24 protein-coding genes are annotated in these 23,898 nt (G+C 70.5%); 7 read left to right on the top strand and 17 right to left on the bottom strand.

Annotation, left to right across the window (positions count from 1 at the left end):
• Positions 1-44: 44 nt before the first annotated feature.
• Positions 45-515, top strand: coding sequence for a hypothetical protein (locus QSK35_RS11440; RefSeq protein ID WP_285745060.1), 471 nt, complete (start codon positions 45-47; stop codon positions 513-515).
• A complete protein-coding gene (locus QSK35_RS11435; RefSeq protein ID WP_285745058.1) occupies positions 512-1,180 on the top strand; it encodes a hypothetical protein in 669 nt (222 codons plus the stop codon). The genes QSK35_RS11440 and QSK35_RS11435 overlap by 4 nt, the downstream gene beginning before the upstream one ends.
• Here QSK35_RS11435 and QSK35_RS11430 read toward each other — a convergent pair.
• Positions 1,177-3,843 (bottom strand): sensor domain-containing protein, encoded by a 2,667-nt coding sequence (locus QSK35_RS11430; RefSeq protein WP_285745056.1) that lies wholly within the window; start codon positions 3,841-3,843, stop codon positions 1,177-1,179. The genes QSK35_RS11435 and QSK35_RS11430 overlap by 4 nt on opposite strands.
• A gap of 49 nt (positions 3,844-3,892) precedes the next feature.
• Here QSK35_RS11430 and QSK35_RS11425 point away from each other — a divergent pair, with 49 nt between their 5' ends.
• Both QSK35_RS11425 and QSK35_RS11420 read left to right on the top strand, forming a co-directional pair.
• Positions 3,893-4,288, top strand: a complete 396-nt coding sequence (locus QSK35_RS11425; protein ID WP_285745055.1) for a DUF6431 domain-containing protein — start codon at positions 3,893-3,895, stop codon at positions 4,286-4,288.
• Between the two features lie 16 nt (positions 4,289-4,304).
• Positions 4,305-5,444, top strand: coding sequence for a beta-ketoacyl synthase N-terminal-like domain-containing protein (locus QSK35_RS11420; RefSeq protein WP_285745053.1), 1,140 nt, complete (start codon positions 4,305-4,307; stop codon positions 5,442-5,444).
• A 110-nt stretch (positions 5,445-5,554) separates the two neighbouring features.
• Here QSK35_RS11420 and QSK35_RS11415 read toward each other — a convergent pair whose 3' ends face one another.
• The 15 genes from QSK35_RS11415 to QSK35_RS11345 form a co-directional block, all read right to left on the bottom strand.
• Positions 5,555-6,331, bottom strand: a complete 777-nt coding sequence (locus QSK35_RS11415; protein WP_285745051.1) for a sigma-70 family RNA polymerase sigma factor — start codon at positions 6,329-6,331, stop codon at positions 5,555-5,557.
• 67 nt (positions 6,332-6,398) lie between these two features.
• Positions 6,399-7,841, bottom strand: coding sequence for a S8 family serine peptidase (locus tag QSK35_RS11410; protein WP_502881642.1), 1,443 nt, complete (start codon positions 7,839-7,841; stop codon positions 6,399-6,401).
• Positions 7,842-7,966: 125 nt separating this feature from the next.
• Positions 7,967-9,808 (bottom strand): ATP-binding protein, encoded by a 1,842-nt coding sequence (locus QSK35_RS11405; protein WP_285745046.1) that lies wholly within the window; start codon positions 9,806-9,808, stop codon positions 7,967-7,969.
• The gene (locus QSK35_RS11400) at positions 9,805-11,793 is read right to left on the bottom strand and encodes an ATP-binding protein (protein WP_285745044.1); all 1,989 of its coding nucleotides are present in this window, start codon (positions 11,791-11,793) and stop codon (positions 9,805-9,807) included. Before QSK35_RS11400 ends, QSK35_RS11405 begins: the two co-directional genes overlap by 4 nt.
• The gene (locus QSK35_RS11395) at positions 11,790-12,164 is read right to left on the bottom strand and encodes a response regulator transcription factor (RefSeq protein WP_285745042.1); all 375 of its coding nucleotides are present in this window, start codon (positions 12,162-12,164) and stop codon (positions 11,790-11,792) included. The genes QSK35_RS11400 and QSK35_RS11395 overlap by 4 nt, the downstream gene beginning before the upstream one ends.
• Positions 12,161-12,505 carry a response regulator gene (locus QSK35_RS11390; RefSeq protein WP_285745041.1) on the bottom strand — a complete coding sequence of 115 codons (345 nt, stop codon included), beginning with the start codon at positions 12,503-12,505 and terminating at the stop codon, positions 12,161-12,163. Before QSK35_RS11390 ends, QSK35_RS11395 begins: the two co-directional genes overlap by 4 nt.
• Positions 12,506-12,600: 95 nt before the next feature.
• Complete coding sequence (locus tag QSK35_RS11385; protein ID WP_285745039.1) at positions 12,601-13,239, bottom strand: response regulator transcription factor; 639 nt, start codon at positions 13,237-13,239, stop codon at positions 12,601-12,603.
• Between the two features lie 91 nt (positions 13,240-13,330).
• Positions 13,331-14,230 (bottom strand): type II secretion system F family protein, encoded by a 900-nt coding sequence (locus QSK35_RS11380; RefSeq protein WP_285745037.1) that lies wholly within the window; start codon positions 14,228-14,230, stop codon positions 13,331-13,333.
• Between the two features lies 1 nt (position 14,231).
• On the bottom strand, positions 14,232-16,079 hold the full coding sequence (locus tag QSK35_RS11375) for a type II secretion system F family protein (RefSeq protein WP_285745035.1): 1,848 nt from the start codon (positions 16,077-16,079) through the stop codon (positions 14,232-14,234).
• 4 nt (positions 16,080-16,083) lie between these two features.
• Positions 16,084-17,457: a TadA family conjugal transfer-associated ATPase gene (locus tag QSK35_RS11370; protein ID WP_285745032.1), complete on the bottom strand. Its 1,374-nt coding sequence runs from the start codon at positions 17,455-17,457 to the stop codon at positions 16,084-16,086.
• Positions 17,454-18,629, bottom strand: coding sequence for a CpaE/TadZ family protein (locus QSK35_RS11365; protein WP_285745030.1), 1,176 nt, complete (start codon positions 18,627-18,629; stop codon positions 17,454-17,456). Before QSK35_RS11365 ends, QSK35_RS11370 begins: the two co-directional genes overlap by 4 nt.
• A gap of 13 nt (positions 18,630-18,642) precedes the next feature.
• Positions 18,643-19,404 (bottom strand): Flp pilus assembly protein CpaB, encoded by a 762-nt coding sequence (gene cpaB, locus QSK35_RS11360; RefSeq protein ID WP_285745029.1) that lies wholly within the window; start codon positions 19,402-19,404, stop codon positions 18,643-18,645.
• A gap of 16 nt (positions 19,405-19,420) precedes the next feature.
• Positions 19,421-20,506, bottom strand: a complete 1,086-nt coding sequence (locus QSK35_RS11355) for a pilus assembly protein TadG-related protein (protein ID WP_285745027.1) — start codon at positions 20,504-20,506, stop codon at positions 19,421-19,423.
• The gene (locus QSK35_RS11350) at positions 20,494-20,844 is read right to left on the bottom strand and encodes a TadE/TadG family type IV pilus assembly protein (RefSeq protein WP_285745025.1); all 351 of its coding nucleotides are present in this window, start codon (positions 20,842-20,844) and stop codon (positions 20,494-20,496) included. The genes QSK35_RS11355 and QSK35_RS11350 overlap by 13 nt, the downstream gene beginning before the upstream one ends.
• A 67-nt stretch (positions 20,845-20,911) precedes the next feature.
• The gene (locus tag QSK35_RS11345) at positions 20,912-21,115 is read right to left on the bottom strand and encodes a Flp family type IVb pilin (protein WP_285745023.1); all 204 of its coding nucleotides are present in this window, start codon (positions 21,113-21,115) and stop codon (positions 20,912-20,914) included.
• A 200-nt stretch (positions 21,116-21,315) separates the two neighbouring features.
• Between QSK35_RS11345 and QSK35_RS11340 the strand changes: the two genes are divergently transcribed.
• From QSK35_RS11340 to QSK35_RS11330, 3 genes are all read left to right on the top strand, one after another.
• Positions 21,316-22,017 carry a prepilin peptidase gene (locus tag QSK35_RS11340; RefSeq protein ID WP_285745297.1) on the top strand — a complete coding sequence of 234 codons (702 nt, stop codon included), beginning with the start codon at positions 21,316-21,318 and terminating at the stop codon, positions 22,015-22,017.
• Between the two features lie 170 nt (positions 22,018-22,187).
• A complete protein-coding gene (locus QSK35_RS11335; RefSeq protein WP_285745021.1) occupies positions 22,188-22,919 on the top strand; it encodes a response regulator transcription factor in 732 nt (243 codons plus the stop codon).
• Positions 22,920-22,930: 11 nt separating this feature from the next.
• The gene (locus tag QSK35_RS11330; protein WP_285745019.1) at positions 22,931-23,104 is read left to right on the top strand and encodes a hypothetical protein; all 174 of its coding nucleotides are present in this window, start codon (positions 22,931-22,933) and stop codon (positions 23,102-23,104) included.
• Positions 23,105-23,275: 171 nt separating this feature from the next.
• Here the strand turns inward: QSK35_RS11330 and QSK35_RS11325 are convergent, their stop codons facing one another.
• Positions 23,276-23,857, bottom strand: coding sequence for a signal peptidase I (locus tag QSK35_RS11325; RefSeq protein ID WP_285745017.1), 582 nt, complete (start codon positions 23,855-23,857; stop codon positions 23,276-23,278).
• Positions 23,858-23,898: the final 41 nt, after the last annotated feature.

Here is a 23,898-nt window from a genome sequence, read left to right as displayed (position 1 = left end):
TGATCGATCTCGCGGGCAACAACACAGTTGTCCCTGGAGACACTTTGATTCAGCAACACGAGACGCCGCCCGCGATCCTGCGCATGTGGTGGCGCCTGCCGACCTGGTCCCGTGTACTGCCGGTGCTGGGCGGCTCCCTGCTCGCCCCGATCGCGTTCATGTCCATGTCCGCGCCGCAGCCTCCGGCGCACCACGCCGCGGAGGCGCTCGCTCCGGTGACGCCACGGCCGGTGCCGAGCACCAAGGCGGCTCCGCCGGTCGTGGTGGAGGCCCCGGCCGCGAACCCGCGCGGCACCGCGGCGGGCGCGGTGACGAAGGTCGTGACGGCCGCGCCGCCCCCCGTGCAGCAGCCGACGACCGTTGTGGTGACTGAGCAACAGCAGCCGGCACCGTCGACGACCACGCAAGTGGGTGCTCCGTGCACCTACCAGGGCGAGATCGCCGCGTACGCGGACAGTGCTCCGACGGTGTGCGCGTTGACCGGAAACGGCGACCTGCGCTGGAGGAAGATGTGACCCGCAGGCTGATGCAGAGTCCCGCCGCCCAGGCGTTGCACAGGTTGCAGCAGGGTCCGGCCGCGTACCACTGCCCCGGCGGGCACGGCGTGCTGCGCGTGTGGCCGGACGCGGAGTCGCCGACCGGGCTGCGCCTCGCCTGCACCGGCTGCGGGCACGGTGTCACGGCGGACACCAAGCTCGTCGAGCTCGCCACCTCGGACCAGGCGACCGTCGAGATGGCGCCGGAGGTGCGGTTAGCAGACGGAACCGCGCCGGAGGGTCTGCGGCCGGACGGCACGGTGCGCGCGACCGCGGGTGTGCAGCTCGGGAACATGCCGGTGAGCTCCGGGGTCTGGGCCGCGCTGGCGGCTTTGTCGGCCGCGGTGCCGCTGGCCGCGGCGGCGCCGGCGCTGCCGGTCGTCGCACCGCCGTTGGCTTACCTGCTGTGGAAGTTGTGTACGCGCCGGTTGCCCGCCTCGCAAGCGGTGAACACGCAGCGCACGCCCGCCGCGGAACTGACCACGGGGCAACAGATCCGGCTCTACGGCACGGCCGGGCCCGTCGGCGAGGTGAGCGCGGTCGGCGCGGACGCGATGGGTCGGATCCGGTTGCGGATGGTCGGCGGCATGGAGCTGCTGCGCAAGCCCGGACAGCAGGTCTGGCAGGTGGAGCTGCGTACCTAGAGCGGGGCCGGCCTGCCGATGTGGAAGCCCTGCACCTGGTCGCATTCCAGGCGCCGCAGGACGTCGAGCTGGCGCTCGGTCTCGACGCCCTCGGCCACGACGGTGAGGTTCACCGCGTGCGCCATCCCGATGATGCTGCCGACGATGGCTTCGGCGTCGCGGCAGTCGCCCAGCGCGGCGACGAACGACTGGTCGATCTTCAGCTGGTCCAGTGGCAGCCTGCGCAGCTGGGCCAGCGACGAGTAGCCGGTGCCGAAGTCGTCGATGGCGAGCCGCACCCCGAGGTCACGCAACGCGCTGACCGTGCGGGCCGCGACGGCCGGGTCCTTCATCAGGGCGTTCTCGGTGATCTCCAGGCACAGCGTGCCTGGGGCCAGCCCTGTCGTGTGCAGCACCTCCCGTACGGCGGGCACGAGCCGGGGATCGTCGAGCTGCCTCGGGGACAGGTTCACCGCGAGGTGACAACCGTCGCCGACGCGGGCCCGCAGGCCGGTCACCTGGTCCGCCGTCGTCCGCAGCACGTGCCGGCCGAGCAGGTTGATCAGATCGCTCTCCTCGGCGAGCGGGATGAACTCGGCGGGCGAGATCGCGCCCTGCACGGGGTGCGTCCACCGCAGCAGCGCCTCGAACGACACCACCCGCTCCGAGCGCAGGTCCACGATCGGTTGGTACACAACGGAAAGCTGGTCGTTGCGCGCGGCGTCGCGGAGGTCCTGCTCAAGCTGCAGCCTGCGTTGCACGCGTTCGCGCAGGTCGACGTCGAAGAACACGTGCCTGCCGCGGCCCTGTGCTTTCGCCTGGTACATGGCGACATCGGCGTCGCGCAGGATGTCCTCGCCGTCCCGCGCGTCGCGGCGTTCGACAGTGACGATGCCGATGCTGGCGTCGAGGTGCAGCTGCCGTCCGTCCACGAGCATCGGCGCGGCGATCGCGTCCCGCAGGTTCTGGGCGAGTGCGCACACGTCGCCGTGGGTGGTGGCGCTGGTGACGACCACGAACTCGTCGCCGCCGAGCCGGCCGACCAGGTCGCCTCGCCTGGACCGGCTGCGCAACCGCTCTCCCGCGATCCGCAGCACCTTGTCGCCGCACGAGTGGCCCAGCGAGTCGTTGATGACCTTGAACTTGTCCAGGTCGATGAACAGCACCGACATGCCGCTCGAGCGCGCGTCGAGGTGGCGGATCACGACGGCGCGGTTGGCCAGTCCGGTGACCGTGTCGTGCGTGGCGTCGTGCTCCAGCCGGGCGGCGATCGACCTGCGCTCGGTGATGTCGGTGAACGAGACCACCACGGCGGGCGGGAACGTGGTGACGTGGGTGAGCGGCCGGCAGCTCAAGGCCAGCCAGATGTCCCGCCCGTCGGGCGTGCGCACCCGCACCACCTGCCCGTTGTGCGGCAGTCCGGTGCGCCGGGTCCGCACGGACGGGTGGTCCGCTTCAGCCAACAGCGCGCCGCGCTCGTCGTACACCTCGAGGGCGGTCGTCGGCGTACCCACGAGCTGGTCCTCGTGGACACCGAGGATGCGGACCGCCGCCGGGTTGGCCGACTCGATGAGACCGGTCGGCCCCACGACCAGGACACCCTCCTCCAGCGAGGCGACCACGGTCGTGAAGTGCTGCTCCGCGCGACGCCGTGCGGTCTCGTCCGCGCAGACCAGAACGTACCCGCCGTCCATCTCCGCGACGGAGACCCGCATGAGCAGCGTCGATCCGTCGGACCGCCGGTGCACGGCACGGGTCAGCCCGCCCAGCCGCAGAATCCCGGGCGGGTCGAGCGGAGCGCCGACGACCGTGCCCACGTGCCTGCCCACCGCCTCCACGGCCGGCCGGCCGTACACGGTCTCGGCGGCCGGGTTCCACGTCGTCACCACGCCGTCCGCGGTCGTCGCGATGATCGCGTCGCTGACGTGCGCGACCAGCGCCGCCTGGTAGTGCAGCGTCGCCTCGGCGGCCTTCTGCACGGTGACGTCGCGCAGGATCACCTGGAACGCGGGCCGTCCCTCCCACGTCGTCCGCACGGACACCGCCACGGTGTCGACGGTGCCGCCGTCGAACCGCACGATGGTGGCCTCGGCCGGCTCGGACGCCGCACCCGGCGTGTCCAGCGCGTCGATGCGTCGCAGCATGTCCGGAACCGAGGCGGGGTGGACGAAGTCGGTGATGGGCCGGCCCACGATCTCCGCCGCCGAGCCCGCCCCGAGGAACCGGACGCCGGCCGGGTTGGTGTAAGTCAGGACGCCGTTCTCGTGCACCGCGATCGCGTCGGGGCTGAGCTCTACGAGCAGGCGGTAGCGGTCGGCGAGGTCGGCCAGCGCCCGCTGGTCGGAGTGCCGCCTCGTCACGTCGGTGGCGACGCCGGTCAGGCCTTTCGCGCATGCGTCACCGGACACGCACGCCCGCAGCTGGATCCACCTCGTCGACCCGTCGGGCAGCGGATACGGCTGTTCGAGGGTGAAGTCCTGCCACACCGACGCGGTGCGCGCGGCCACGACGAGCGGTTCGACCAGCTCCTCCAGCCGTTCCCGGACCAGCGGGTCCCCGGCCACGCCGAGCAGGTCGCTCATGCCCGGCATCCACGTGCCGGAGTTGGTCGTGAGGTCGAACCACCACATGACCGCGGAGTCGGTGGAGGGCGCCAGGTCGGCGAGCTTCACATCAGCGTCCATACCCGTCGATACGGCAGGTTCGCCGTATACCTGACGAGAATGGGGCGTGGTGACGGGAACCGCCTTAGACCTCGACAACGGCCGCCTCCGCTGCCCGGCGTGCCGGGGAGCGCTGCGGCCGTGGGGAATGGCCCGCGAACGCGTCGTCCGGCTCGGTGACGCCGGGGATCTGAAGGTGCGTCCACATCGGACGAGATGCGTGAAGTGCCACCGGACCCACGTCCTGCTGCCCGAGTGGATGCTCGCGCGCCGGGCGTACGCGGCACCGGTCGTGGCGGAGGCGATCGCGGCGCACGCCCGTGGCAAGGGGTATCGGCGGATCGCGCTGAGCATGGGGTTGCCCGAGACGACCGTGCGGGACTGGCTGCGCTCGTTCGACCGCAACACGAGCCCGCCCCACGACATTCCGCAGGCCCCCGCCCCCGGTTCCGCAAAGAGGAGGTGAGGAAGGGAGAACGGACATGATCGGCATCAGTGGAATCGGAGTGGTGAGCGGCTACGGCTGGGGCCGGGAGCCGTTGTGGGACGGGCTGGTCGGCGGCAAACCGGCGGCCCAGCTCGTGGGAGGTTACGGCGAACACGAGGCGTGGGTCGCGCTCGTGCCGGACGGCGGCGACCCCGAGGACGGACCCAGCCGGTTCGCGCGGGCGATGCGGGCCGCCGCCCGCGAGGCGATCACCGACGCCGGCGCGCGCGGCTGGCGTCCCGGCCGCCGGGTCGGGCTGCTGCACGCCGTCGTGCTCGGCGAGGTCGACCTCTGGCGGGACTTCTACACCGCACGGGACATGCGGGTGCCGGTGCGGGAGTTCCTCGGGTTGATGCCGTCGACGCCGATGTCGACGCTCATGCAGGAGTACGGATTCCACGGCCCGGCGATGAACGTCTCGGCGATGTGCGCCTCCGGGAACGCCGCGTTGATCACCGCGAAGGCGTGGATCGACGCGGGCGTCGTGGACGACGTGGTGCTCGTCGCCACCGACCTCTCGGCGACGCCGGAGAACGTGGGGCACTTCGTCCGGCTCGGTGTCGCCATCACGGACGCCGATCCGCTGGACGCGTGCCGTCCGTTCCAGGAGGGCAGCCGCGGGTTCACCGTCGGCGAGGCGTCGGTCGCGATGGTGTTGTCGCGGCGGTGCGCGGACCCGTACCTGAACCTGCTCGGCGGAGCAATGTCCCACGACGCGCACCACGTGACGTCGATCGACCCGCAGCTGACACAGGTGCTCGGTTGTTTCCAGGATGCACTAGCGAACGCCGGGGTGGACGCCGCGTCCGTGCGATACCTGAACGCACACGGTCCCGGTACGCAGCAGTGCGACCGGGCGGAGGCCGCCGTGGTGGAGCAGCTTTTCTCGCCGCACACGGAGATCTACTCGGTGAAGCCGCTCACCGCGCACTGCCAGGGCGCGGCTTCGGCGATCGAGGTGGCCGCGGCCGCCTTGGGCAACGCGCGCGGACTGGTGCCCGCGTCGCCGATCGTCGCGGCGGCGCACCCGCGGCTGCTGGACGGGCCCACGCCGTTCGCCGACGGGATCATCGTGAAGTCGTCGCTCGGGATGGGCGGTCACAACTCCGTGGTCGTCCTCGCTCCAGCCGCGTGACCGGAATGCCGTTATGGCCACCTTTACGGACTTGAGGTCCGTAAAGGTGGCCATAACGGTTTCCTCAGGCGGCGAGGAGGGAGTGCCGTTAGGGGCACCCTTGCAGTTGTTCAGGCGGCGAGGCGGGTGCGCAGACTGCCGCGGGCGGCGATCGCGGCGAAATAAGCCGCCCGCTTGCGGCCCGCTCGGCCGGACCGGGTTTCGGCGAGCAGGTCCCGGTCGAGCTGGGCGTTGATTCCGTCGCGGAGCAACACCAAAGCCTCGGCGCGGACATGGGACACGCGGGACTCGGTCACACCGAGCTCGGCCGCGATCTCGGCCATCGGGCGCTCCTCCAGGAAGTAGCGCACGACAACGGTGCGCAGCTGTCCGGGCAGCGCCGCGATCGCGTCACGCAGGTAACCGATCCGCTCGCGCAGCAACAGCTGGTCCTCCGGTCCGGGCGAGGGTTCGTGGACGACCAGCTCCGCGGCGACGGCCTGCAGGCTGAACGTCGCCGCCCGCCGCACGTCGTCGACGCGCGCGGCGACTTCCCGGACTCCGACGCCCAGGGCGTGCGCGACCTCGGTGGCGGTGGGTGCGCGGCCGAGGGTCGCGGTGAGGTCGTCCTCGGTGGACTCCAGCTCGCGTGCCCGGACCCGCACCGAGCGGCTGGCCCAGTCGAGCCTGCGCAGCTCGTCGAGCAGCGCGCCACGGACGCGCACAGTGGCGACCTGCACGAACGACCCGTTGCCCCGGTAGGACCGGGCGCACGCGACCAGTGCCGTCATACCCGCCGACTCGAGGTCGTCGCGGTCCACGTGCGCCGGGAGCCGGCGCGCGAGCGACCGGACTTCCCTTCGCACCAACGAAAGGTGGCTCTCCACCAGTGCTGTGACCGTTGCCATGGAGAAACAGTGCGAGGTCCCGGTGAGAACACCGGGACCTCGACGGGTGCAGAACGGTTGCCGCGGATCAGAAAGTCAGCTGCCAGGAGTCCAGGTAGCCGCTCTGGTTGGAGTGGTACACGTCCTGCACGCGGAGCTTCCACGTGCCGCTCGCGAGCTCGCTCGACGCGTTGACCGAGTAGGTCGCGACGAGGTTGTCCGTCGAGTCGGACAGCGAGGCGTTCTTCAGGCGGTAGGCGCTGCCGTCCGGCGCGATCAGGTCGAGCACCAGGTCACCGCGGGCGGTGTGCTTGATGTCGACGCCGACCCGCAGCGTCGCGGGCGCGTTGCCCGCCACACCGCTGACGGTGATGGAACTCGTCGCCGTGCCACGACCGGGGATCGGCATGTCCGTCGCGTTGGCGAAGGTGACCGCCGGAGCCGTCGTACCGGTGTAGAGCAGGTTGCCCGCCGCGACCGGAGTGGTTGCGGCGACGAGCGCGTCGCGGACCTGCTGCGGCGTCGCCGCCGGGTTCGCGGCCAGGTACAGCGCCGCCGCGCCCGCCACGTGCGGGGAGGCCATCGACGTGCCGCTCATGAGGCCCGTCGAGGTGTCGCTCGTGAACGTGGACGACGTGATCGACACACCGGGCGCGTAGAGGTCCAGGCAGCTGCCGTAGTTCGAGAAGGACGCCCGGACGTCGGTCTTGTCCGTCGCGCCGACCGTGATCGCCTCGGCCACCCTGGCGGGCGACGAGGTGCAGGCGTCCGTGTTGGAGTTGCCCGCGGCGACCGCGTAGGTGATGCCCGACGCGACGGAGTTGCGCACCGCCTGGTCGATGGTGGAGTTCACGCCACCGCCGAGGCTCATGTTCACCACGGCCGGCTTCACCGCGTTCTGCGTGACCCAGTTGATGCCGTTGACGATCTGGTCACTGGTGCCCGAACCCTGGCAGTTCAGCACGCGCACCGCGACGAGCCTCACCTGCTTCGCCACGCCGTACGTGGTGCCACCGACCGTGCCCGCCACGTGCGTGCCGTGGCCGTGGCAGTCCTGGCCGTTGTACCCGTCGCCCACCGCGTCGAACCCGACGCTCGCCCGGCCGCCGAACTGGGTGTGCGAGGTGCGGATTCCGGTGTCCAGGATGTACGCGGTGACGGTGCTCGCGGTCATGCCGTAGGTGTAAGAACCGTCCAGCGGAAGAGCGCGCTGGTCGATCCGGTCCAGGCCCCAGGTCGCGCCCGGCTGCGTGTCCGAGGCACGCACCATGGTGACCGGCTCGACGTACGCGATGCGCGGGTCGGCGGCGAGCCTGCGCGCCTGCCCCTCGCTCATCTCGACCGAGAAGCCGTTCAGCGCGGACGACCAGGCCGCCCGGACGCGGCCACCGAACCGCCCCGCGACGTCCGCCGCGTTCCCGTCGTTCTTGAAGACCGCGATGTAGCGGCCCGCAACGACTTCAGCTCCGGGCACCTCGCGGATCTGCCCCTCAGTGGTGGCAGCGTGCGCGGTACCGGCCAGGCCGATCATCGTGGCGCCGACCGCCGCCACCAACCGAGCTGTGTTCAACTTCGTTCTCCCTCATGCACATCGTTTCCCCGACGTGCACAAGGTTCGGCCGGGCCGGTAGCGCGGCCCGTTCGTGACCGGTTGTCCTACGGTTGCGTGACAATCGGCAGCACGACAGTGATCATCGTGCCCTGCCCCGCCCGCGACCTCGCGGTCACCCGGCCGCGGTGCAGCTCGACCACGTGCTTCGCGATGACCAGCCCGAGCCCGGTGCTCCGCGCATCGGTTCCGAGCGCGAGCGAGGGGCGGAAGAACCGGGTGAACAGCATCGGCAGCTCCTCGTCGGTCAGGCCGACCCCGGTGTCCGCCAGCGTGATCCGCGCCTCGTCACCCACGCGCCGCACGCGGATCGCGACCGCGCCGGCGGGCGGGGTGAGCTCGATCGCGTTGTCCAGCAGGTGTCGCAGCGCGCGTCCGAGCTGGTCGGGGTCGGCCAGCACGGGCACCGGATCCGGACCGATCTGGCTGACGAGGTTGATCGCCTTGCGGACCGCCACCGGTTCCGCGTCCCCCACCGCGCCGGCCACGAGCGGGCCGAGATCGGCGGGCTCGGGGGTGAGCCGCAGCTCGCGCGCGTCGATCTTGCCCACCGTCACGACGTCCTCGACCAGCCGCTGCACCCGCTGGGTGTTCCGCTGCACGATCAACGCCATCTCGCGCTGCTCGGTGGTCAGCTCCTCGTCCACCAGCAGCTCCATGTACCCGGCCACGGAGGTCAGCGGGGTGCGCAGCTCGTGGGCCATGGCGGCGATGAAGTTCCGCGTCCCCGGCTCGCCGTGCGCGCGGAGGACCGTGCCCTCACCACACGGCCGCACCTCCAGTTCGACCGGAAACTCCTGCCCGTTCGCCCGGACCGCCGTGCTGACGCCCGCCGATGCGGTGATCCCGATGGTCCCGGTCAGCGACCGGCCCAGGATCTCGCCGCGCGACCAGCCGAACATCCGCTCCGCCGCGGCGTTCCACTCGGTGACCGCGCCTTCGCCGTCCACCGCCGCGAACGCGTCCGGTGTGGCGTCGACGATCTCGCGCAGGCGGCGTTCGGTGTCCCGCAACGCGATCCACCCCGCCGCACGACCGAGCTCACCGCCGAGCGCGCTCGCCAGGTCGAGCAACCGCGGGCTCGGCGGCCGGTACTCGTCGTGGAAGAGCTCGACCACCGCGATCACGGAGTCGTCCACACACACGGGAAACGCGAAGGCACTGCTGATCCCGATCTCCGGCAGGCCGAGGCAGTCCATCCACTTCGGACGCGACGTCGCCGCCACCTCGCCGGGCAGACCGGTGCCCACCGGGATGGGCGCCGACTCCGTGATGTCGCGCAGCCGGGCGAACCGGGGATCTTCCGCGCCGTGCCACAGCCCGGACGGCACCAGCTTCTCACCATCGCTGAGATACACGTGCCCGAGCGGCCACCTGAGGTGCGCACAGAGCTCGTTGAGGCAGTCGCCGAGCATCGTGCGCACGTCGGTCGCCTGGTGTGCCGACGCCGCGACCCGCTTCAGCAGTCCGGCGTCCCGCTGCGCGCGCTGCGCCTGCAGTTCCCGTTCGATCTGATGCCCCAGCACCCACAACGCGTCGTGGACGAACGACTCCAGGTGCCTGGCGTCGTGGGCGGCGATGAACACGACGCCGACCGGCCGCCGGTCGTCCGAGCGGATCGGGATGCCCGCGAAGTAGTGGACCACTCGTCCCTTGGACCGCCGCACCTGCGCGAACACGACCATGTCGTCGGCCTCGACGGTCTGCCGGCACAACGGCAGCAGCTCGGCCTGCTGCAGCGGCGGCATCCCGACCACGTCCCGCAGCCGCAGCACGCCGTCCCGCAGGAGCGCCACCCCGGAGATCGGCACCCGGCCGAGCGCGGCCGCCATCAGTGCGACGGAACCGAACTGGCCCTCCGCGAGGACGACATCCTGCAGCAGGTTCATCCGGACTCTCCCGTCCTGGCCGCCGGCAGGCGCACCGTCGCCTTCGTGCCCGAACCCTCCGCCGACACCAGCGCGACCTGACCGCCGTGGCGCTGCACGATCTGTTGCACGATGGCGAGCCCCAGCCCCGAACCGGGAATGGCCTTCTGGGTGGCGTTGGTGGCGCGGTGGAACCGGGTGAACATGGCCTCCTGCTCGGTCTTCGGGATACCGATGCCCGTGTCGGTCACCTCCACCTCGACCCAGTCGTCACCGCACCGGCGGGAGCTCACGTGCACCTCGCCGCCCGCGGGCGTGAACTTGACGGCGTTGGACACGAGGTTGGTCAACGCGCGGTCGAGGTGACCGGGGTCTCCGATCACCACGAGTTCGCCGTTGTGCTCACGGTCGAGCCGGACTCCGCCCACCTGCGCGGCGGGCCACAGCGTGTCGACGACCCCCTCGAGGAGCGAGCCGACGTCCACGGTCTCCTCCGCCATCGAGATCGAGCCGGACTCGAGTTTGGCGAGCAGCAGCAGTTCCTCGATGAGCTTGCGCAGCCGGATCGCGTTGCGGTGCACGACTTCCAGCATCCTGCGCTGGTGGGCGTTCATCCGGCCACCGTCGCCGTCGCGCAACATCTCGACGTAGCCCGCGATGCTCGTCATGGGGGTACGCAGCTCGTGGGAGACGTTGGAGACGAACTCGCTCTTGCTGCGGTCCAACGCGCGCAGCTCGCGAACGAGTGCCTGCTGCTCCTGGTACAACCGGGCCTGGTCGACACCTCGCGCGAGGTCCGCCGCGATCGCTTCGAGGGCGTCCACCTCGACCTGCCGCCAAGCGTTGTCGGGACGGACGAGGACGAGCGCACCGAGCACGACCTCGCCGCGTCCGAAGGGGACGACGAGCACCTCGCCCAGTTCGGCCGGCAGACCCAGTTCCTTCGCCTGCGTCACCTGGGAAACGTGCTCGGCGTACCACGCGCGCAGCGGCGCGATCGGCACTCGGATCTCTTCGAGCCGCTCGAGGCCCGGCGCGCACCACTCCGGCTCGGCGCACTCGGCGTCGGTGTCGTCCTGGGCGAGCAACACCAGGACGCGGCCGGCTCCGAAGTGCGTGCCGATCTCGGCGGTGGCGATCCGGATGACCTCCGACACCTCCAGGTGCTCGCGGATCAGCACGCCGATGTTCGCCGCGACGTCCCGGTGGCGCTCGCGCTCCAGTTCCACGTCGTGCAGGCGGGCGGCCTCCTCGACGAGCGCGTTGATCGACCGGGCCACCTCCCGCATCTCGGTCAGCCCGTCCTCCGGCACGCGTGCGTCCCGGTCACCCGCCGCCCACCTCGTCACCGTGTCGCGCAGCCCGCTGAACGAGTCGCCGAGCCTGCGCACGGTGCCGACGAAGCTCGTGGTCGCGATGAGCACCGCGACCACGGCGCAGGTGAGCAGCACGAGCTGCGCCTGCCCGCGGCTCGCCGCACTGGTCTCCCGCAGCGAGGCGCTCGTGACGTCGAGGTTGTCCTCGAACTCCGTGCTGGCGTTGAGGAACTCCTCCAGCACCTCGGACCCGTACGACAGCACCTTGGCCGTCTCCTCCGGTCCCGGCCGGGTCTCGCGGATCGGCGCGGTCAGCGCGAACCACCGGTCGGTCAGATCGCGCAACCGGCTCGCCGCCTGTTGCTCCTCACCGCTCGACGCGAGCCGGGCCACCTCGTCCCGCGAGCGGGAATAGCTCTGGCGGCCGCGGTCGTAGGCCTCCCGGAACGCCACGTCGCCGCTGTAGGTGAAGCCCCGCAGGCCGCGGGAGCTGTCCAGCATGGTCGCGCGCAGGTCCGCGTTCGCGCGTTGCAGCGGCTGGACGCGGGACACGAGCTGCTCGACCGGCTCGGCGGCCGCCGAGATGGCGCTGATCCCGAGTGCCAGCAGCACGAGCACCAGGACCACCAGCGGCCCGAACGTGAGGAGCAGCATCTGCCGGAACGTCTGCCCCGAACCGGTGGTGTTCATGGCTCGAAGCGGGACAGGAGGGTGTGGACGCGGTGGATCAACTCGTTGGGGCTGAACGGCTTCGTCAGATAGTCGTCGGCCCCGACACCGAATCCGGTCTCGATGTCGTCCTCTCGCGCCCGTGCGGTCAGCATCACCACCGGAAGGTCCTCAGTGGACGGATCGGAGCGCAACCGCCGGCACACCTCGAGGCCGGACACACCGGGCATCATCACGTCGAGGATGACCAGGTCGGGCTCGACGTCCGCGATCGCCGACAGCGCGGAGGACCCGTCACCGACGGCGGTGACGTCGAACCCGCCCTGCGTCAGCTTGAACACCAGCAGGTCGCGGATGTCGGCGTCATCCTCCGCCACGACGACAACGGTCATGAGACGTCCTTCAGCGCCGCCCGCACGGCGGCTCGGTCGAACGGCTTGAGCAGCAACGCGTCCACGTCGCCGACACCGATGTCGTCGGCGTCGAGCATCGACGTGACGACTATCTGGCAGTGCTTGGTTCTCGGGTCGGACCGCAGCTCACGGATGACCCAGCGGCCGTCCTTGCCCGGCAGCACGATGTCGACGACCACCACGTCAGGCAGGTCGGCCCTGGCCAGCTCCAGCCCCTGTTCCCCGCTGCGGGCCAGCGCGACGTCGAGCCCCATGCCGCGCAGGTGGCATTCGAGCAGGCCGAGGATGTCCTGGTCGTCCTCGATCACGAGCACCTTCACGACCACGAGTCACCTCCGGGCTGTTGCGCGTCGCCGCGATGCTGGCACGGTGAAATCGTTGGCAGCGCGGCGAATACCGCATATTGACGATCGCGTCACGCGCTGCGCAGGCCGATCAGTCCTCGATCCAACGCGTTCATCAACGCCTGGGCCCGGCTCGACGCGCCCAGCTTCTCGTACAGCCGCGCCACATACGTCTTCGCCGTCGACGTGCTCATGTGCAACGTCCGCGCCACGGCGGGCACGGAAAGCCCGTCCTGCAACAGTCGCAGCACTTCGGCCTCGCGCGGGCTGAGCGGCGAGCGCGCCCGTGCGTCCCGCATGCGGGTGAACGCGTCGGCCAGCCCGGTGGCGGTGAACGAGGAGGCGGCGACGGCGGCGTGCCTGATGGAGCCGACGATCTCGGTCAGCGCCGAGGTCTTCGGCACGAACGCGGAGACGCCCGTCTCCATGGCGCGGAACAGCACGTCGTCCTCGCCGTTGGAGGTGAGCACCACGATGCCGAGCTCCTGCCAGCGGTCCCGCAGCTCACGAGCCAGGGTCAGGCCGTTGCCGTCGGGCAGCGTCACGTCGACGCTCACCACGTCGGGCCGCGTACGAGCGATCAGTTCGACGGCGCCGGCCGCGGTGTCGGCCTCACCGACGATGTCGATGTCGGACTCGGCTTGGAGGAGCTGCGCGAGCCCGAACCGGGCGAGAGGCTGTCCGTCCACAATCACGAGTCGAATCGCCATGTCCGTCCCCTTACAAGTGGCGTTGTACGACTCCATGAAGCAGCACGCGCGGTGCGGGAACGGGTCGGGAACGGTTGCCGAACGGTTGCGATCAGCGATTGGTGAACGTGTCGTAGATGGCGATGCCTCCCGGTCCGATGATGATGATGAACAACGCCGGGAAGATGCACATGAGCAGCGGAAACAGGATTTTGACCGGTACCTTCTGCGCCTTCTCCTCGGCCGTCTGACGGCGCTTCACGCGCATCTCGCCCGCCTGCTCACGCAGTACGCGCGCGGTGGGGATGCCCAGCTCGGACGCCTGCACCAGCGAGGACGCGAACGTGTGCACCTCGTTGACGGTCGTGCGGGCCGCCAGCGCCCGCAGCGCCTCCACCCTGGACTTGCCCAGCTGCATCTCCTGCAGCATCCGGGCGAACTCCTCCGCCAGCGGCCCCGAGGTGTTGCGGGCCACCTGGGAGACGGCCGCGTCGAAGCCCAGTCCCGCCTCGACGCACACGGTGAGCATGTCGAGCACGTCCGCGAGCCCCTTGGCGATCTCCGCCTGCCGCTTGGTGGCGGCGTTGTACAGCAGCAGGTCCGGCACGAAGAACCCCGCCGCGGCGCCGGCCAGTGCGTACCCGAGGACCGTCAGCACGGAGCCCAGCCCGTACAGGACGCCGATCGACGCCAGCACGAACAGACCGGCGCCCTTGTACGCGAGCACCCGTTCCGGGGTCCAGCGCGCCGGGTTGCCCGCCAGGTCGAGCCTGCGCTCCAGCGACGCCATCGTCTCGCCCGGCGAGAGCCGGTCGGCCAGCGCGCGCAACCGGTCCAGCAACGGCGGCAGCTCGCCCTCGTCCCCCGCGTCGGCTCGCGTCGCACCACGACCGTAGGTGGCCTGGATGTGGGCGAGCCGCCGGGACAGGACGGTCTTGTGCGAGGCGAACTGGAGTCCCACGAGCACCAGCGCCGAGCCGACGGCGGAAAGCCCCACCACGAGCAGGAGCATCTCAGACCTCCACCTTGATCAACCGGCTCATCCAGAACCAGCCCACGGTGATGCAGATCGACGCGATGCCGAGCAGTACCCAGCCCAGCGGCCGGGTGTAGAGCGGCTCGATGTAGTCGCGGCGGCTGATGAACATCCAGAGGCCGAGGCCCACCGGCAACCCGATCAGGATGTACGCCGACAGCCTGCCCTCCGCGGTGAGCGCCTTGACCTGCCGGCGCATGGCGGCTCGCTCCCGCATGGTGTGCACGGTCGTCAGCAGCAGTTCGGCGAGGTTTCCGCCGACCTCGCGCTGGATGCGAATCGCCATGACGACCCACGAGAGGTCCTGGCACTTCATCCGCTCGGCGGCCGCGTCCAGTGCGTCCTCAATGGACATGCCGAGCCTGGTCTTCGCGAGGGCGCGCGCGAACTCGCCCGCGATGGGCTGGGTGCCCTCCCGCACCACGCTGCCGAGCGCCTGCGGCAGCGAGAACCCGGACCGCAACGCGCTCGCGACGAGCTGCAGGGTGTCCGGAAGCTGGTTGCCGAACGCCGCGCGGCGCATCCCGACGCGCACCTTCAGGAACAACCGCGTGCCGAACCAGCCGAGCAGCGTCCCGAGCGGTCCGCAGATGATCATCGCTCCGGTGACCGCGCCGAACACCACGCCGATCACGACGGCGAGGCCCGCCCGCAGCAGGAGCCACTCCGCGGGCCGCAGCCGGATACCCGCCAGGTCGAGGTCGAGCTCGATCCGTTCCCGCATACCGGGCCGGTTCACGAAGCGTTCGCTCAACGTCAGCAGCGACCGCATCGCCAGCGGTTTCCGTCCCGCCACCTCCTCTTCGCCCAGGCGGTAGCGCAGCACTTCGGTCAACCGTTGCGGCCGCGCGCGCAGGGCGAACCCGCGGCGGCCGAACAGCATCCACGCCATTCCGAGGAGGACGGTGAATACCACACCCAGTACCACGAAAAGCAGCCAGGACGGCGTCCTGGGCACCACCTCGCCGCGATGGCCCGCGAGGTGCACGGTGGCGTTCTCGACGGCGAGTTGCTGTCCGCCGGCGGACGCCCGGACGGTCACGCGCACGTCCCAGCCCGCCAGGCGGTCGGGTACCTCGGCGGTCACCGCGAGCTGCCGGACCGCTGGTCGTACAAACGATCCGGCAGCGATGGCGGCGGCATCTCCTGCCGCGAGCACCTGTCCCCCACTGGCCCGTGCGATCTGGTCCCGGCCGGCCGCGGCTGCCCCTTCCGCCAGGTCCAGCGCCACGACATCGGCGTTGACGCCCGCCGCCGTCAGGTGCCGCGCGACGTCGTCGGCCGCCTCGACGCTGCCCGCGTCCTCACCGTCGGACAACACGAGGAGCCTGCGCGGCCCCGGCACGGCGGCGATGGTGCGCGCGGCCAGCAGCACCGCGTCGTTGAGCGCACTGGTGCCGTCCGGCCGGACCTGCGCGAGCGCGGCGCCGACGCGCTGCCGGTCGAGCGTGAGCGGAACGGTCACCGCGGCTGTGCCTGCGAAGGTCACGAGACCGGCCTGAACATCCGCGGGCAGCGCGGCGAGATAGCCGGCGACGACCGCGCGAGCCCGGTCGATCGACGCTCCGGCCATGGTGCCGGTGGCGTCCACCACGACGAGGGCCGCACCGGGCGGCTCGGGCTCGCCGATGGTCTTGGCCGTCGCGGGCACGGACCCGCGATCGAGCTCCACGCGCACACTGCTCGGGTCCAACGGCGTCACCAGGTCGTGGCCGACGAGGGTGGCATACAGCTTGCCCTCCTCGGTCCGCACATCGGTGAGCTCGGCGGAGGGTTCCGAAGCGGCCAGTGCCAGGGAGGCCGCCAGCAGCGCACGCAGGATCATCACGTCACCTCGCCGACGAGAACAGCCCGGCGGGCAACGTGATGCCGTGGTCCGCGAGCCGGTCCGCGAACGTCGGGCGCAGCCCGGTCGAGCGCAGTGAGCCGCGGAACCGGCCGTTCTCGTCCACACCCGCCGCGTAGTCGAAGACGAACAGGTCCTGCAACGTGATCACGTCGCCCTCCATCCCGATGACCTCGGTGATGTGGGTGATGCGACGGGAGCCGTCCTTCAGCCGCGCCTGCTGGATGATCAGGTCGAGCGCCGAGTTGACCTGCTCGCGGATCGCCCGGCTGGGCAGATCGACGCCCGCCATCAGCACCATGGTCTCCAACCGGGCCAGCGCGTCGCGTGGCGTGTTGGCGTGGGCGGTGGTCAACGACCCGTCGTGGCCGGTGTTCATGGCCTGCAACATGTCCAGCGCCGCGCCGTCGCGGACCTCGCCGACGACGATCCGGTCGGGCCGCATCCGCAGCGAGTTGCGCACCAGCTCGCGGATGCTGACCGCACCACGACCCTCCACGTTGGACGGCCGGGACTCCATGCGCAGCACGTGGTCCTGGCGCAGCTGCAGCTCGGCGGCGTCCTCGATGGTGACAATCCGCTCGTCGGCCGGGATGAACGACGACAGCACGTTGAGCGTCGTCGTCTTACCCGAGCCGGTGCCGCCGCTGACCAGGATGTTGAGCCGGCCGCGCACGCACGCCGACAGCAGTTCGGCCACCGCCGGGCTGATCGTGCCGAACCGGATGAGGTCCTCGACCTGCAACGGGTCCGTCGAGAACTTCCGGATCGTGAGCGACGAGCCGTCGAGCGCGATCGGCGGGACCACGGCGTTGACGCGGCTGCCGTCCGGCAGGCGCGCGTCCACCATGGGGCTGGCCTCGTCCACCCGCCGGCCCACCCGCGACACGATCTTGTCGATGATGCGGCGCAGGTGCACCTCGTCGCTGAAGGTGGCGTCCACCACCTGGAGCTTTCCCTTGCGCTCCACGTAGATCTGGTCCGGTCCGTTGACCATGATCTCGCTGATGTCGGGGTCGCGCAGCAACGGTTCCAGCGGGCCGTGGCCCAGGATCTCGTCGGCGACCTCGACCGCCAGCCTGCCGCGGTCGGCGAGCGTCATGGGGGTCTCGTCGTGCTCCAGCACCGTCTGCAGGGTGGTGCGGACGCGCTGTTCGAGCTCGTGTTCGTCCAGGCGTTCGTCGTGCAGCTTGGGGCCCAGCGTGTCGAGCAACGCCCCGTGCACGCGGCGTTTGACCGCGCCGAAGTGGTCGTTGTGCCGCCGCGGTTCGGCCACCGGGGCGGCCTGCGGGGCGGCGTCCTCCACGGTCGGCACGGTGGCGGTGCGCTGCACCAACCGGTCGCTCAGCCTGGTCATCCGGACCTCCTGCGCAACCCGAGGAACCCGCGCTTGCTCGCGGGCGGCTCGTGCTTGGCGCCCACGATCGTCCGGGTGGCGATCTCCTTGATCGCCACGCTGACGGCGTGGTCGGGCGACTCGATGGTGATCGGCACGCCGCGGTTGATGGACGCCGGGACGGCCAGGCTGGCCGGGATCCGCGCGGTGACGTTGGTCCGCGCGACGCTCTCCACGTCCGCCACGGTGAGCCCGACCCGCGGGTCCTCGCGGTTCAGCACGATGCTGCGCCGGTCCCGCGGGTAGGACAGCATGTCGAGCATGTCCAGGGTCAGCCGCAGGTTCTTCAGCGTCGGCACGTCCGGCGTGGTGAGCAGCACGTGGTGGTCCGCCTCGTCCAGCACCGCCAGCACGTGCTCGTTGAACTGCGGTGGCGTGTCGACGACGACGTAGTCGAACATGCGGCGCAGCACCAGGATCAGGTCCGTGATGAGCGACGCCGGGATCTGCTCGGAGTCACCGGGTTCCACGGGCGCGAGCACGCAGTCGAGGCCCGGCCGGTAGCGGGTCAGCAACCCGGACACGCCGGTCTCGTCGAGGCCGCCGTCCATCGCCAGCGCGTCGACCAGCGTGCGGGCCGGCGTCAGCTGCAACGAGATGGCCACGTCGCCGAACGCGAGATCGAGGTCGACCAGGCAGACCCGGCTGGCGCCGCCCGCGTGCAACGCGACGGCGAGGTTCGTGGCGGTCGTGGTCTTCCCGCAACCGCCCTTGGTCGCGAAGACCACGGCGACCTTTCCCTCCACCCCCTGCTGGATCGGGAGGTTCAGGCCGGCCGGCGTCGCCTTGGACAGCTCCAGCGACCGCGTGCAGGCCTCGGCGATCAGATCCAGATCGCTCACCGGGACGACCTCACGGACGCCCGCACGGATGGCGAGGGCGAGCACCTTGACCTCGAAGGCGTCGCGCAGCAGGACGACGCCGAGGGCGGGGCGGGCGAGCCGCTGGGCCGCGGTGAAGGCCAGCGCCTCGTCGAGGTCGACGTCCGGGCCGACGACGACGAGCGTCTCGAGCGGATCCGAGGCGAGCAGGTGCTCGACGGAGGTCAGTTCGTCCACAAGGGACACTTCGCCGCCGATCGCCCGCGACACCGGCGGGATCGCCTGAATCAGTTTGGTGCACAGGATGGGCATGGTCTTTCCACTTCTATTTCACGGGGTCGAAGACGGTCTTGCTGTCGGTGCCGAGGCCGCTCGTGACCTGCGAGTTGTCGGTGAGCAGCACCAGGTGCAGCGTGCCGAACTGCGAGCGCTGGATGAGGCGTTCGGCCTCGGCCTGGGTCGCGGCGACGGTGACCAGGGCGCTGCCCCCTCCACCGCCTGACGACTTCTCACCGGAGGCCGTCGGCTCGCCGATCGCCAGGACCTCGAGCTTCGGCAGCAGCAGCCGGGTGACCTGCAGGGCCGCGGCCTGACCGGCACCGGACGGGGTACGGGACTTGTCGTCGACCGCGGTGTAGGTGTCGAACACCGCGATCTTCGACCCGGCCTTGACGAAGCCGGCCACCCGCTGCGGAACGCCGAGCTCGACGGTGACCGCGACCTGGCCGTCCGGGATCGGCAGGCCGGCCCCGGCGGACTTCGGTTCGCCGAACATGGACTTCAGGACCAGTTGGCCGGGCTGGATGTCGGCGGTCGCCACCAGCTTCGCCAGCTCGGCGTCGATCTGGGTCAGTGCGTTCTGGGGCACGCTCTCGGCGGGCATCTTGTCCAGCCGCAGCAGGCCGGTCTGCTGTGCGCCGCTCGCGGTCGTCCCGGCGGGCACCCGCTGGTCGGCGACCACGACGGACACGGCGCGTTTGCCCTCCAGTGCCCGCGCGTCCGCGTTGCGGACGTAGAGCAGCACCGAAACCGTGCCCACCGCCGCGAGGAGCAGCGTGAGACCGATGGTCAGCATGCGGCGTTTCATGACTCCCCTCCCTCGGTCACCCGACGACCCGCACGGCCGTGGCACCCATCTCCGGACCGCCGAGGACGGCGTCGGCGGGCAACAAGGCGGCCGTGAAGTAGCCGTAGACGCACTTGTCGTCGCCCTTGCACAGGTTCTTGGTCGTCAACCAGGACTCCACCTTCAGGCCGGGCAGGTAGTAGCCGGTCACGACGAAGGAGGCGAAGCCCTTCAGGTGAAACCGGCCCTCGTGGCCGGCACCGCCCGCGCCGTCGTACACCGGCACCAGCAGGACCCGTTTGTCGTTCCTGGCCTTGGTCAGCTCGTCCTTGCACGCCGTCGATCCGCTCACGCCGGTGTCGCCGAGGTAGTCGCCGTTCGCGTCCACCTTGGTCTCGCATTTGCCGTTGGCGGCGGCGAGCCAGCCGAACCCGCCCGGCAGGATCCAGCCGGACGGACCGAGCGGGCACGTCGTGCCCGAGGTGGTGTGCAGCTTCAGTACACGCTCATACGACGCGGGCACGGACGAACTCGGCGCGAACGACGTACCGCCGGCGGTCGCGCTCTGCCACTCGCACATCGAGAGCGTCATGCCGAACCCGTACGCCGCGGCCGGACCGCCCCACCCCACGCGGGAGCAGGCGGCCACGCGGAGTCCCGAGCGGGCCGCGCCGACGATCGCCTGCGCGAAGGAGGGCGGCAGCAGCGTTTTTCCGTTCGGCTGCCGGGTGCTCGTGCGCACCTCGACGAAGTTCCCGCTGGACGGGCGCGCGGTCGTGCATCCCGGCGCGCCGCCCGCGGGGCAGGTGAGGAGCAGGTGGCGGGTGTCGCTGCCGCACACGACGTCCACTGAGGACGCATTGTCGTTCGAGTTGTTGTTCGCGTACGTGACAGCGGTGCTCGTCCCGCAGCCGGTGGCGCCCTTCGCACACGCCTGTGCCACCGCCAGCGCGGCGGCGTCGGCGGCGTTCTGCAGCTGGGCCCGCTCCGAGTAGAGCCGCCCGACGTCGACGACGAGGGCGCCCGTGCCGAGCAGCACCCCGCCGCCGAACAGGATGGCGACCAGAGCGGTGATCGCGCCGCGGTCGGCGTCATGCCGCAACCGCGCCATCAGCCGAGGCATCGCATGACTCCCCTTCCGGTGAGCGTGATCGGAGCGCCGAGCGATCCGGCGAACGCACCGACGGGTGTGACGAACTTGAACTGGTGCTGGACGGTGACGATGGCGTCGGCCGTCGAGAGGTTCGCCGGACAGGCCGTCACAGCGATCTGCACGGGCGACACCGGCGCCGCGGCCGACAGCGTCCTGGGGACCGCGTCCGTCTGACCGAGGGCCACCAGCCTGGCGCCCTCACGCGCCGCCTGGGTCAGCACGACCTGTGCGTGCAGCGCCCGGCCGAGGTCGACGATCCCGCACACGAGTAGCAGCAACAGCGGCAGCACGAGCGCGAACTCGACCACCGCGGCTCCCCGGTCCGCAGGGGCCGATACGAGACGATCGGCCCCTGACCGCGGACCCACGACACCCTCACGGGGTGGCGGAGACGGTGGGCAGCTTGTCGTTCACCTCGGTGAACATGGCGCCCAGCTGCTTGCCGAGCACCGCCACGATGCCGATCACGGCGACAGCGATCAGCGCGACCATGAGGCCGTACTCGACCGCCGTGGCGCCGCGATCGCGATCCAGGCGGTCGCTGATCCAGGTCTGCACGTAAACGTAGAGTGCGAGCATTTCGTTCTCCCTGTTGGTGTGGGGGCGGCTTCGCGCCGCCGACGACGACCACTGTGCGGGAGACGCGACCAGGCGGGACAGCGGGTGATCGGCCACATGTTTTCGGTGATCACCCGATGCGAACGACGGCTTGTAGTACGAATGACCGACATGGCGGGTGTCCTGAGTGGACCTCACCTACCGTCCCAGGCGTGTATTTGATGACCGTGGCGCTTGCGACGACGGCCGGAGCACTGGCCGGCCCCTGGGTCAGGGCGGCCGTCTTCCGGCTGTCGGTTCCCGCGGACGCGCCGGAGCGGACGACGTGCCCCCGCTGCGGTTTCCCGCTGAGCCCCACCGTCTCGTGCCGCTGCCCGTCGTGTCGCACGCGCGTCGCATTGTCCTGCGGGACAACGGAAGTGCTGACGGCGGCACTGCTCGGCTCGATCGCCCTGGTGGCCGGACCGCGACCGGAGGTGATCGCGTTCGCCTGGCTGGCCGTGGTGTGCGTGGCACTCGCGACGATCGACCTGCTGGTCTACCGCCTGCCGGACCGGCTGACGCTGCCCACCTACCCGGTGCTCGCCGCCCTGTTCACCGCGGCGGCGTTGAACGCGCCCGAGCGGTTGTTCCACGCGGTGCTCGCGGCTCTCGTGCTCGTCGTGTACTACTTGCTGCTGGCGCTGATGAAACCGGGGCAGTTGGGCCTCGGCGACGTCAAGCTGGCGGGCCTGCTGGGCATGGCGCTCGGGTGGATGGGGTGGACCGCCGTGTTGCTCGCGACCGTGCTGACATTCGTCCTGTGTGGACTCACGGGCCTGGCACTGGTGGTGACGAGACGCGTCACCCTCCGCAGCGATCTACCGTTGGGACCGTTCATGGTCTATGGCACTTTCGTGGCGCTATTCGTGACTCTCGGCTGAAACACACCCCTTGGCGACACCTTCCATGTCGCTCACCCGCGTGACAGTCCCACGGTTCTCACCCCAACCGTCACCCTCCGAACATTCGCAAAACTCGACCGGGTGACGAGAACGTGATCTTACTGGCGCCGACATACGTTGGACAAGAAGTTGATCGCCCTGGAGGAACCATGCCGCGGGTGCTCGTTGTCGAGGATGACCCGGACATCGCCCGGATCGTCGCGCTGCTCCTGGCCAGGAGCAACTACCAGGTGGAGCGCGCAGGCGATGGACGCTCGGGACTACGCGCTGTCTTCGAGTCCAAACCGGACCTCGTCGTGCTCGACATCGGGCTCCCCGGCATGGACGGGCTGGACGCCCTCGAACGCATCCGTGATCTCAGCGACGTGCCGGTGCTGCTGCTCAGCGCGCGCGACCAGGAGTCCGACAAGATCCGCGGCCTGCGTGCGGGCGCCGACGACTACCTGACCAAACCGTTCACCAACGGCGAGCTGGTGGCACGGGTGGAAGCGCTGCTGCGCCGGGCCCGCCCAGCCCAGTGGGCCGAACGCGTCTACGACGACGGGACGTTGCGCATCGACCCGATGGCGCGGCTCGTCCACGTCGACGAACGCGAGGTGTCGCTGACCCCGATCGAGTTCCGGCTGCTGAACACGCTCACCCGCAACGCGGGGGTGACGCTGTCGTCCCGCAAGCTCCTCGCCGAGGCCTGGGAGGACCCCACCGGCATCGGTGCCGACCGGGTCAAGTTCACCGTGCTCCGGTTGCGCCGCAAGCTCGGCTGGGACGACTCGGCGAGCTCGCCGATCGAGTCCGTGCGCGGCGTCGGCTACCGCTACCGCCCGCCGGCGCAGTCGCGCCACCGGGTGCAGAGCGGCACCACCGGCCACGCCGAGCGCTGAGGAGATCCGCCATGTCCGGCAACGGAAAGTGCTGGGTTCTCACCGGCGTTTACGGGCTGCTCGCCGCGGCCAACCTCCTCCTGATGGCAGCCGAACCCACGGCGTGGCAAGGCGTCTTCGCGGTCGCCCTGCTCGGTGCCGCGGTCTGGTTCGGGCTGCGCGGCACGAGGAGGGTGGCGTCATGACCGACCGTGAATGGTGAGCCCGCGCACCGTGCCGCGCGGGCGTTCCCCGGTGCCGTCAGGGCCGCACTCGCGGCCCTGACGGCACTTTTAGCATTGCCCCTTCACGAAGCTCAAGTGCCGTTAGGGGCACCCTTGCGACGTGGGACGTCCCAAGGGTGCCCCTAACGGCACTCAGCTGACCGGTTTGCGGGATGGGGTGTCCGCTCGTGGCGCGGGCACCGGAATGTCCTGATCCGGTTCCGCCACAAGAGTCTTAGCGGCCAGTGCCGCGGCCCGCCGCCTCCGCCGCCGGTTGACCTGCACGATGATCACGATTTCCCGGCCGACGCACAGCAGCAGGAACCCGATGAGCACCAGGCGTCCCGTGGTGGAGGACAGTGCGCCGAAGACGTGCCCGGCGTACGGAACGACGCCATAAGCCTTGGCCTGAACGGCATCGGGCTTCAGCAACTGCGGGTCGGGCTCGGCGTTCGCGTCGCCCTTCGTGCGGTAGTGCAGTCCGCGCTCGAACACGTCCTGGACGCCCACCACCCGGTGGATCGTCGGCACCATGTTCTCGCCGGCACTGAAGATCACGACATCACCGACCCTGATGGGCTCGTCGTCGCCCGGCCGGATCAGCACGCCGTCGCCGACGTCATAGGTGGGACGCATGCTGCCACTGGTCACCGCGACCATCCGGTAGCCACGGGCCATCAGGATCAGCGTCGCGATCAGGAGGGCGACCACGGCACCGGTCAGCACCCACCCCACGATCTCGACGCAAACGCCGACGACTGTCCGGACCCGTGCGG

The organism is Lentzea sp. NBRC 105346, from assembly GCF_030269605.1.
GTDB lineage: Bacteria > Actinomycetota > Actinomycetes > Mycobacteriales > Pseudonocardiaceae > Lentzea.
Note: the sequence above shows the minus strand (reverse complement) of the source record. Positions and strands in the feature narration are given on the sequence as shown.

Coding starts and splice junctions, on each gene's coding strand:
- QSK35_RS11430 (WP_285745056.1), bottom strand. CDS start 3,843: ATGGACGCTGATGTGAAGCTCGCCGACCTGGCGCCCTCCACCGACTCC.
- QSK35_RS11370 (WP_285745032.1), bottom strand. CDS start 17,457: ATGACCAGGCTGAGCGACCGGTTGGTGCAGCGCACCGCCACCGTGCCG.
- QSK35_RS11355 (WP_285745027.1), bottom strand. CDS start 20,506: ATGCCTCGGCTGATGGCGCGGTTGCGGCATGACGCCGACCGCGGCGCG.
- QSK35_RS11405 (WP_285745046.1), bottom strand. CDS start 9,808: ATGAACCTGCTGCAGGATGTCGTCCTCGCGGAGGGCCAGTTCGGTTCC.
- QSK35_RS11380 (WP_285745037.1), bottom strand. CDS start 14,230: ATGCTCCTGCTCGTGGTGGGGCTTTCCGCCGTCGGCTCGGCGCTGGTG.
- QSK35_RS11375 (WP_285745035.1), bottom strand. CDS start 16,079: ATGATCCTGCGTGCGCTGCTGGCGGCCTCCCTGGCACTGGCCGCTTCG.
- QSK35_RS11340 (WP_285745297.1), top strand. CDS start 21,316: ATGACCGTGGCGCTTGCGACGACGGCCGGAGCACTGGCCGGCCCCTGG.
- QSK35_RS11420 (WP_285745053.1), top strand. CDS start 4,305: ATGATCGGCATCAGTGGAATCGGAGTGGTGAGCGGCTACGGCTGGGGC.
- QSK35_RS11385 (WP_285745039.1), bottom strand. CDS start 13,239: ATGGCGATTCGACTCGTGATTGTGGACGGACAGCCTCTCGCCCGGTTC.
- QSK35_RS11415 (WP_285745051.1), bottom strand. CDS start 6,331: ATGGCAACGGTCACAGCACTGGTGGAGAGCCACCTTTCGTTGGTGCGA.
- QSK35_RS11395 (WP_285745042.1), bottom strand. CDS start 12,164: ATGACCGTTGTCGTCGTGGCGGAGGATGACGCCGACATCCGCGACCTG.
- QSK35_RS11365 (WP_285745030.1), bottom strand. CDS start 18,629: ATGCCCATCCTGTGCACCAAACTGATTCAGGCGATCCCGCCGGTGTCG.
- QSK35_RS11345 (WP_285745023.1), bottom strand. CDS start 21,115: ATGCTCGCACTCTACGTTTACGTGCAGACCTGGATCAGCGACCGCCTG.
- QSK35_RS11330 (WP_285745019.1), top strand. CDS start 22,931: ATGTCCGGCAACGGAAAGTGCTGGGTTCTCACCGGCGTTTACGGGCTG.
- QSK35_RS11335 (WP_285745021.1), top strand. CDS start 22,188: ATGCCGCGGGTGCTCGTTGTCGAGGATGACCCGGACATCGCCCGGATC.
- cpaB (WP_285745029.1), bottom strand. CDS start 19,404: ATGAAACGCCGCATGCTGACCATCGGTCTCACGCTGCTCCTCGCGGCG.
- QSK35_RS11400 (WP_285745044.1), bottom strand. CDS start 11,793: ATGAACACCACCGGTTCGGGGCAGACGTTCCGGCAGATGCTGCTCCTC.
- QSK35_RS11410 (WP_502881642.1), bottom strand. CDS start 7,841: ATGATCGGCCTGGCCGGTACCGCGCACGCTGCCACCACTGAGGGGCAG.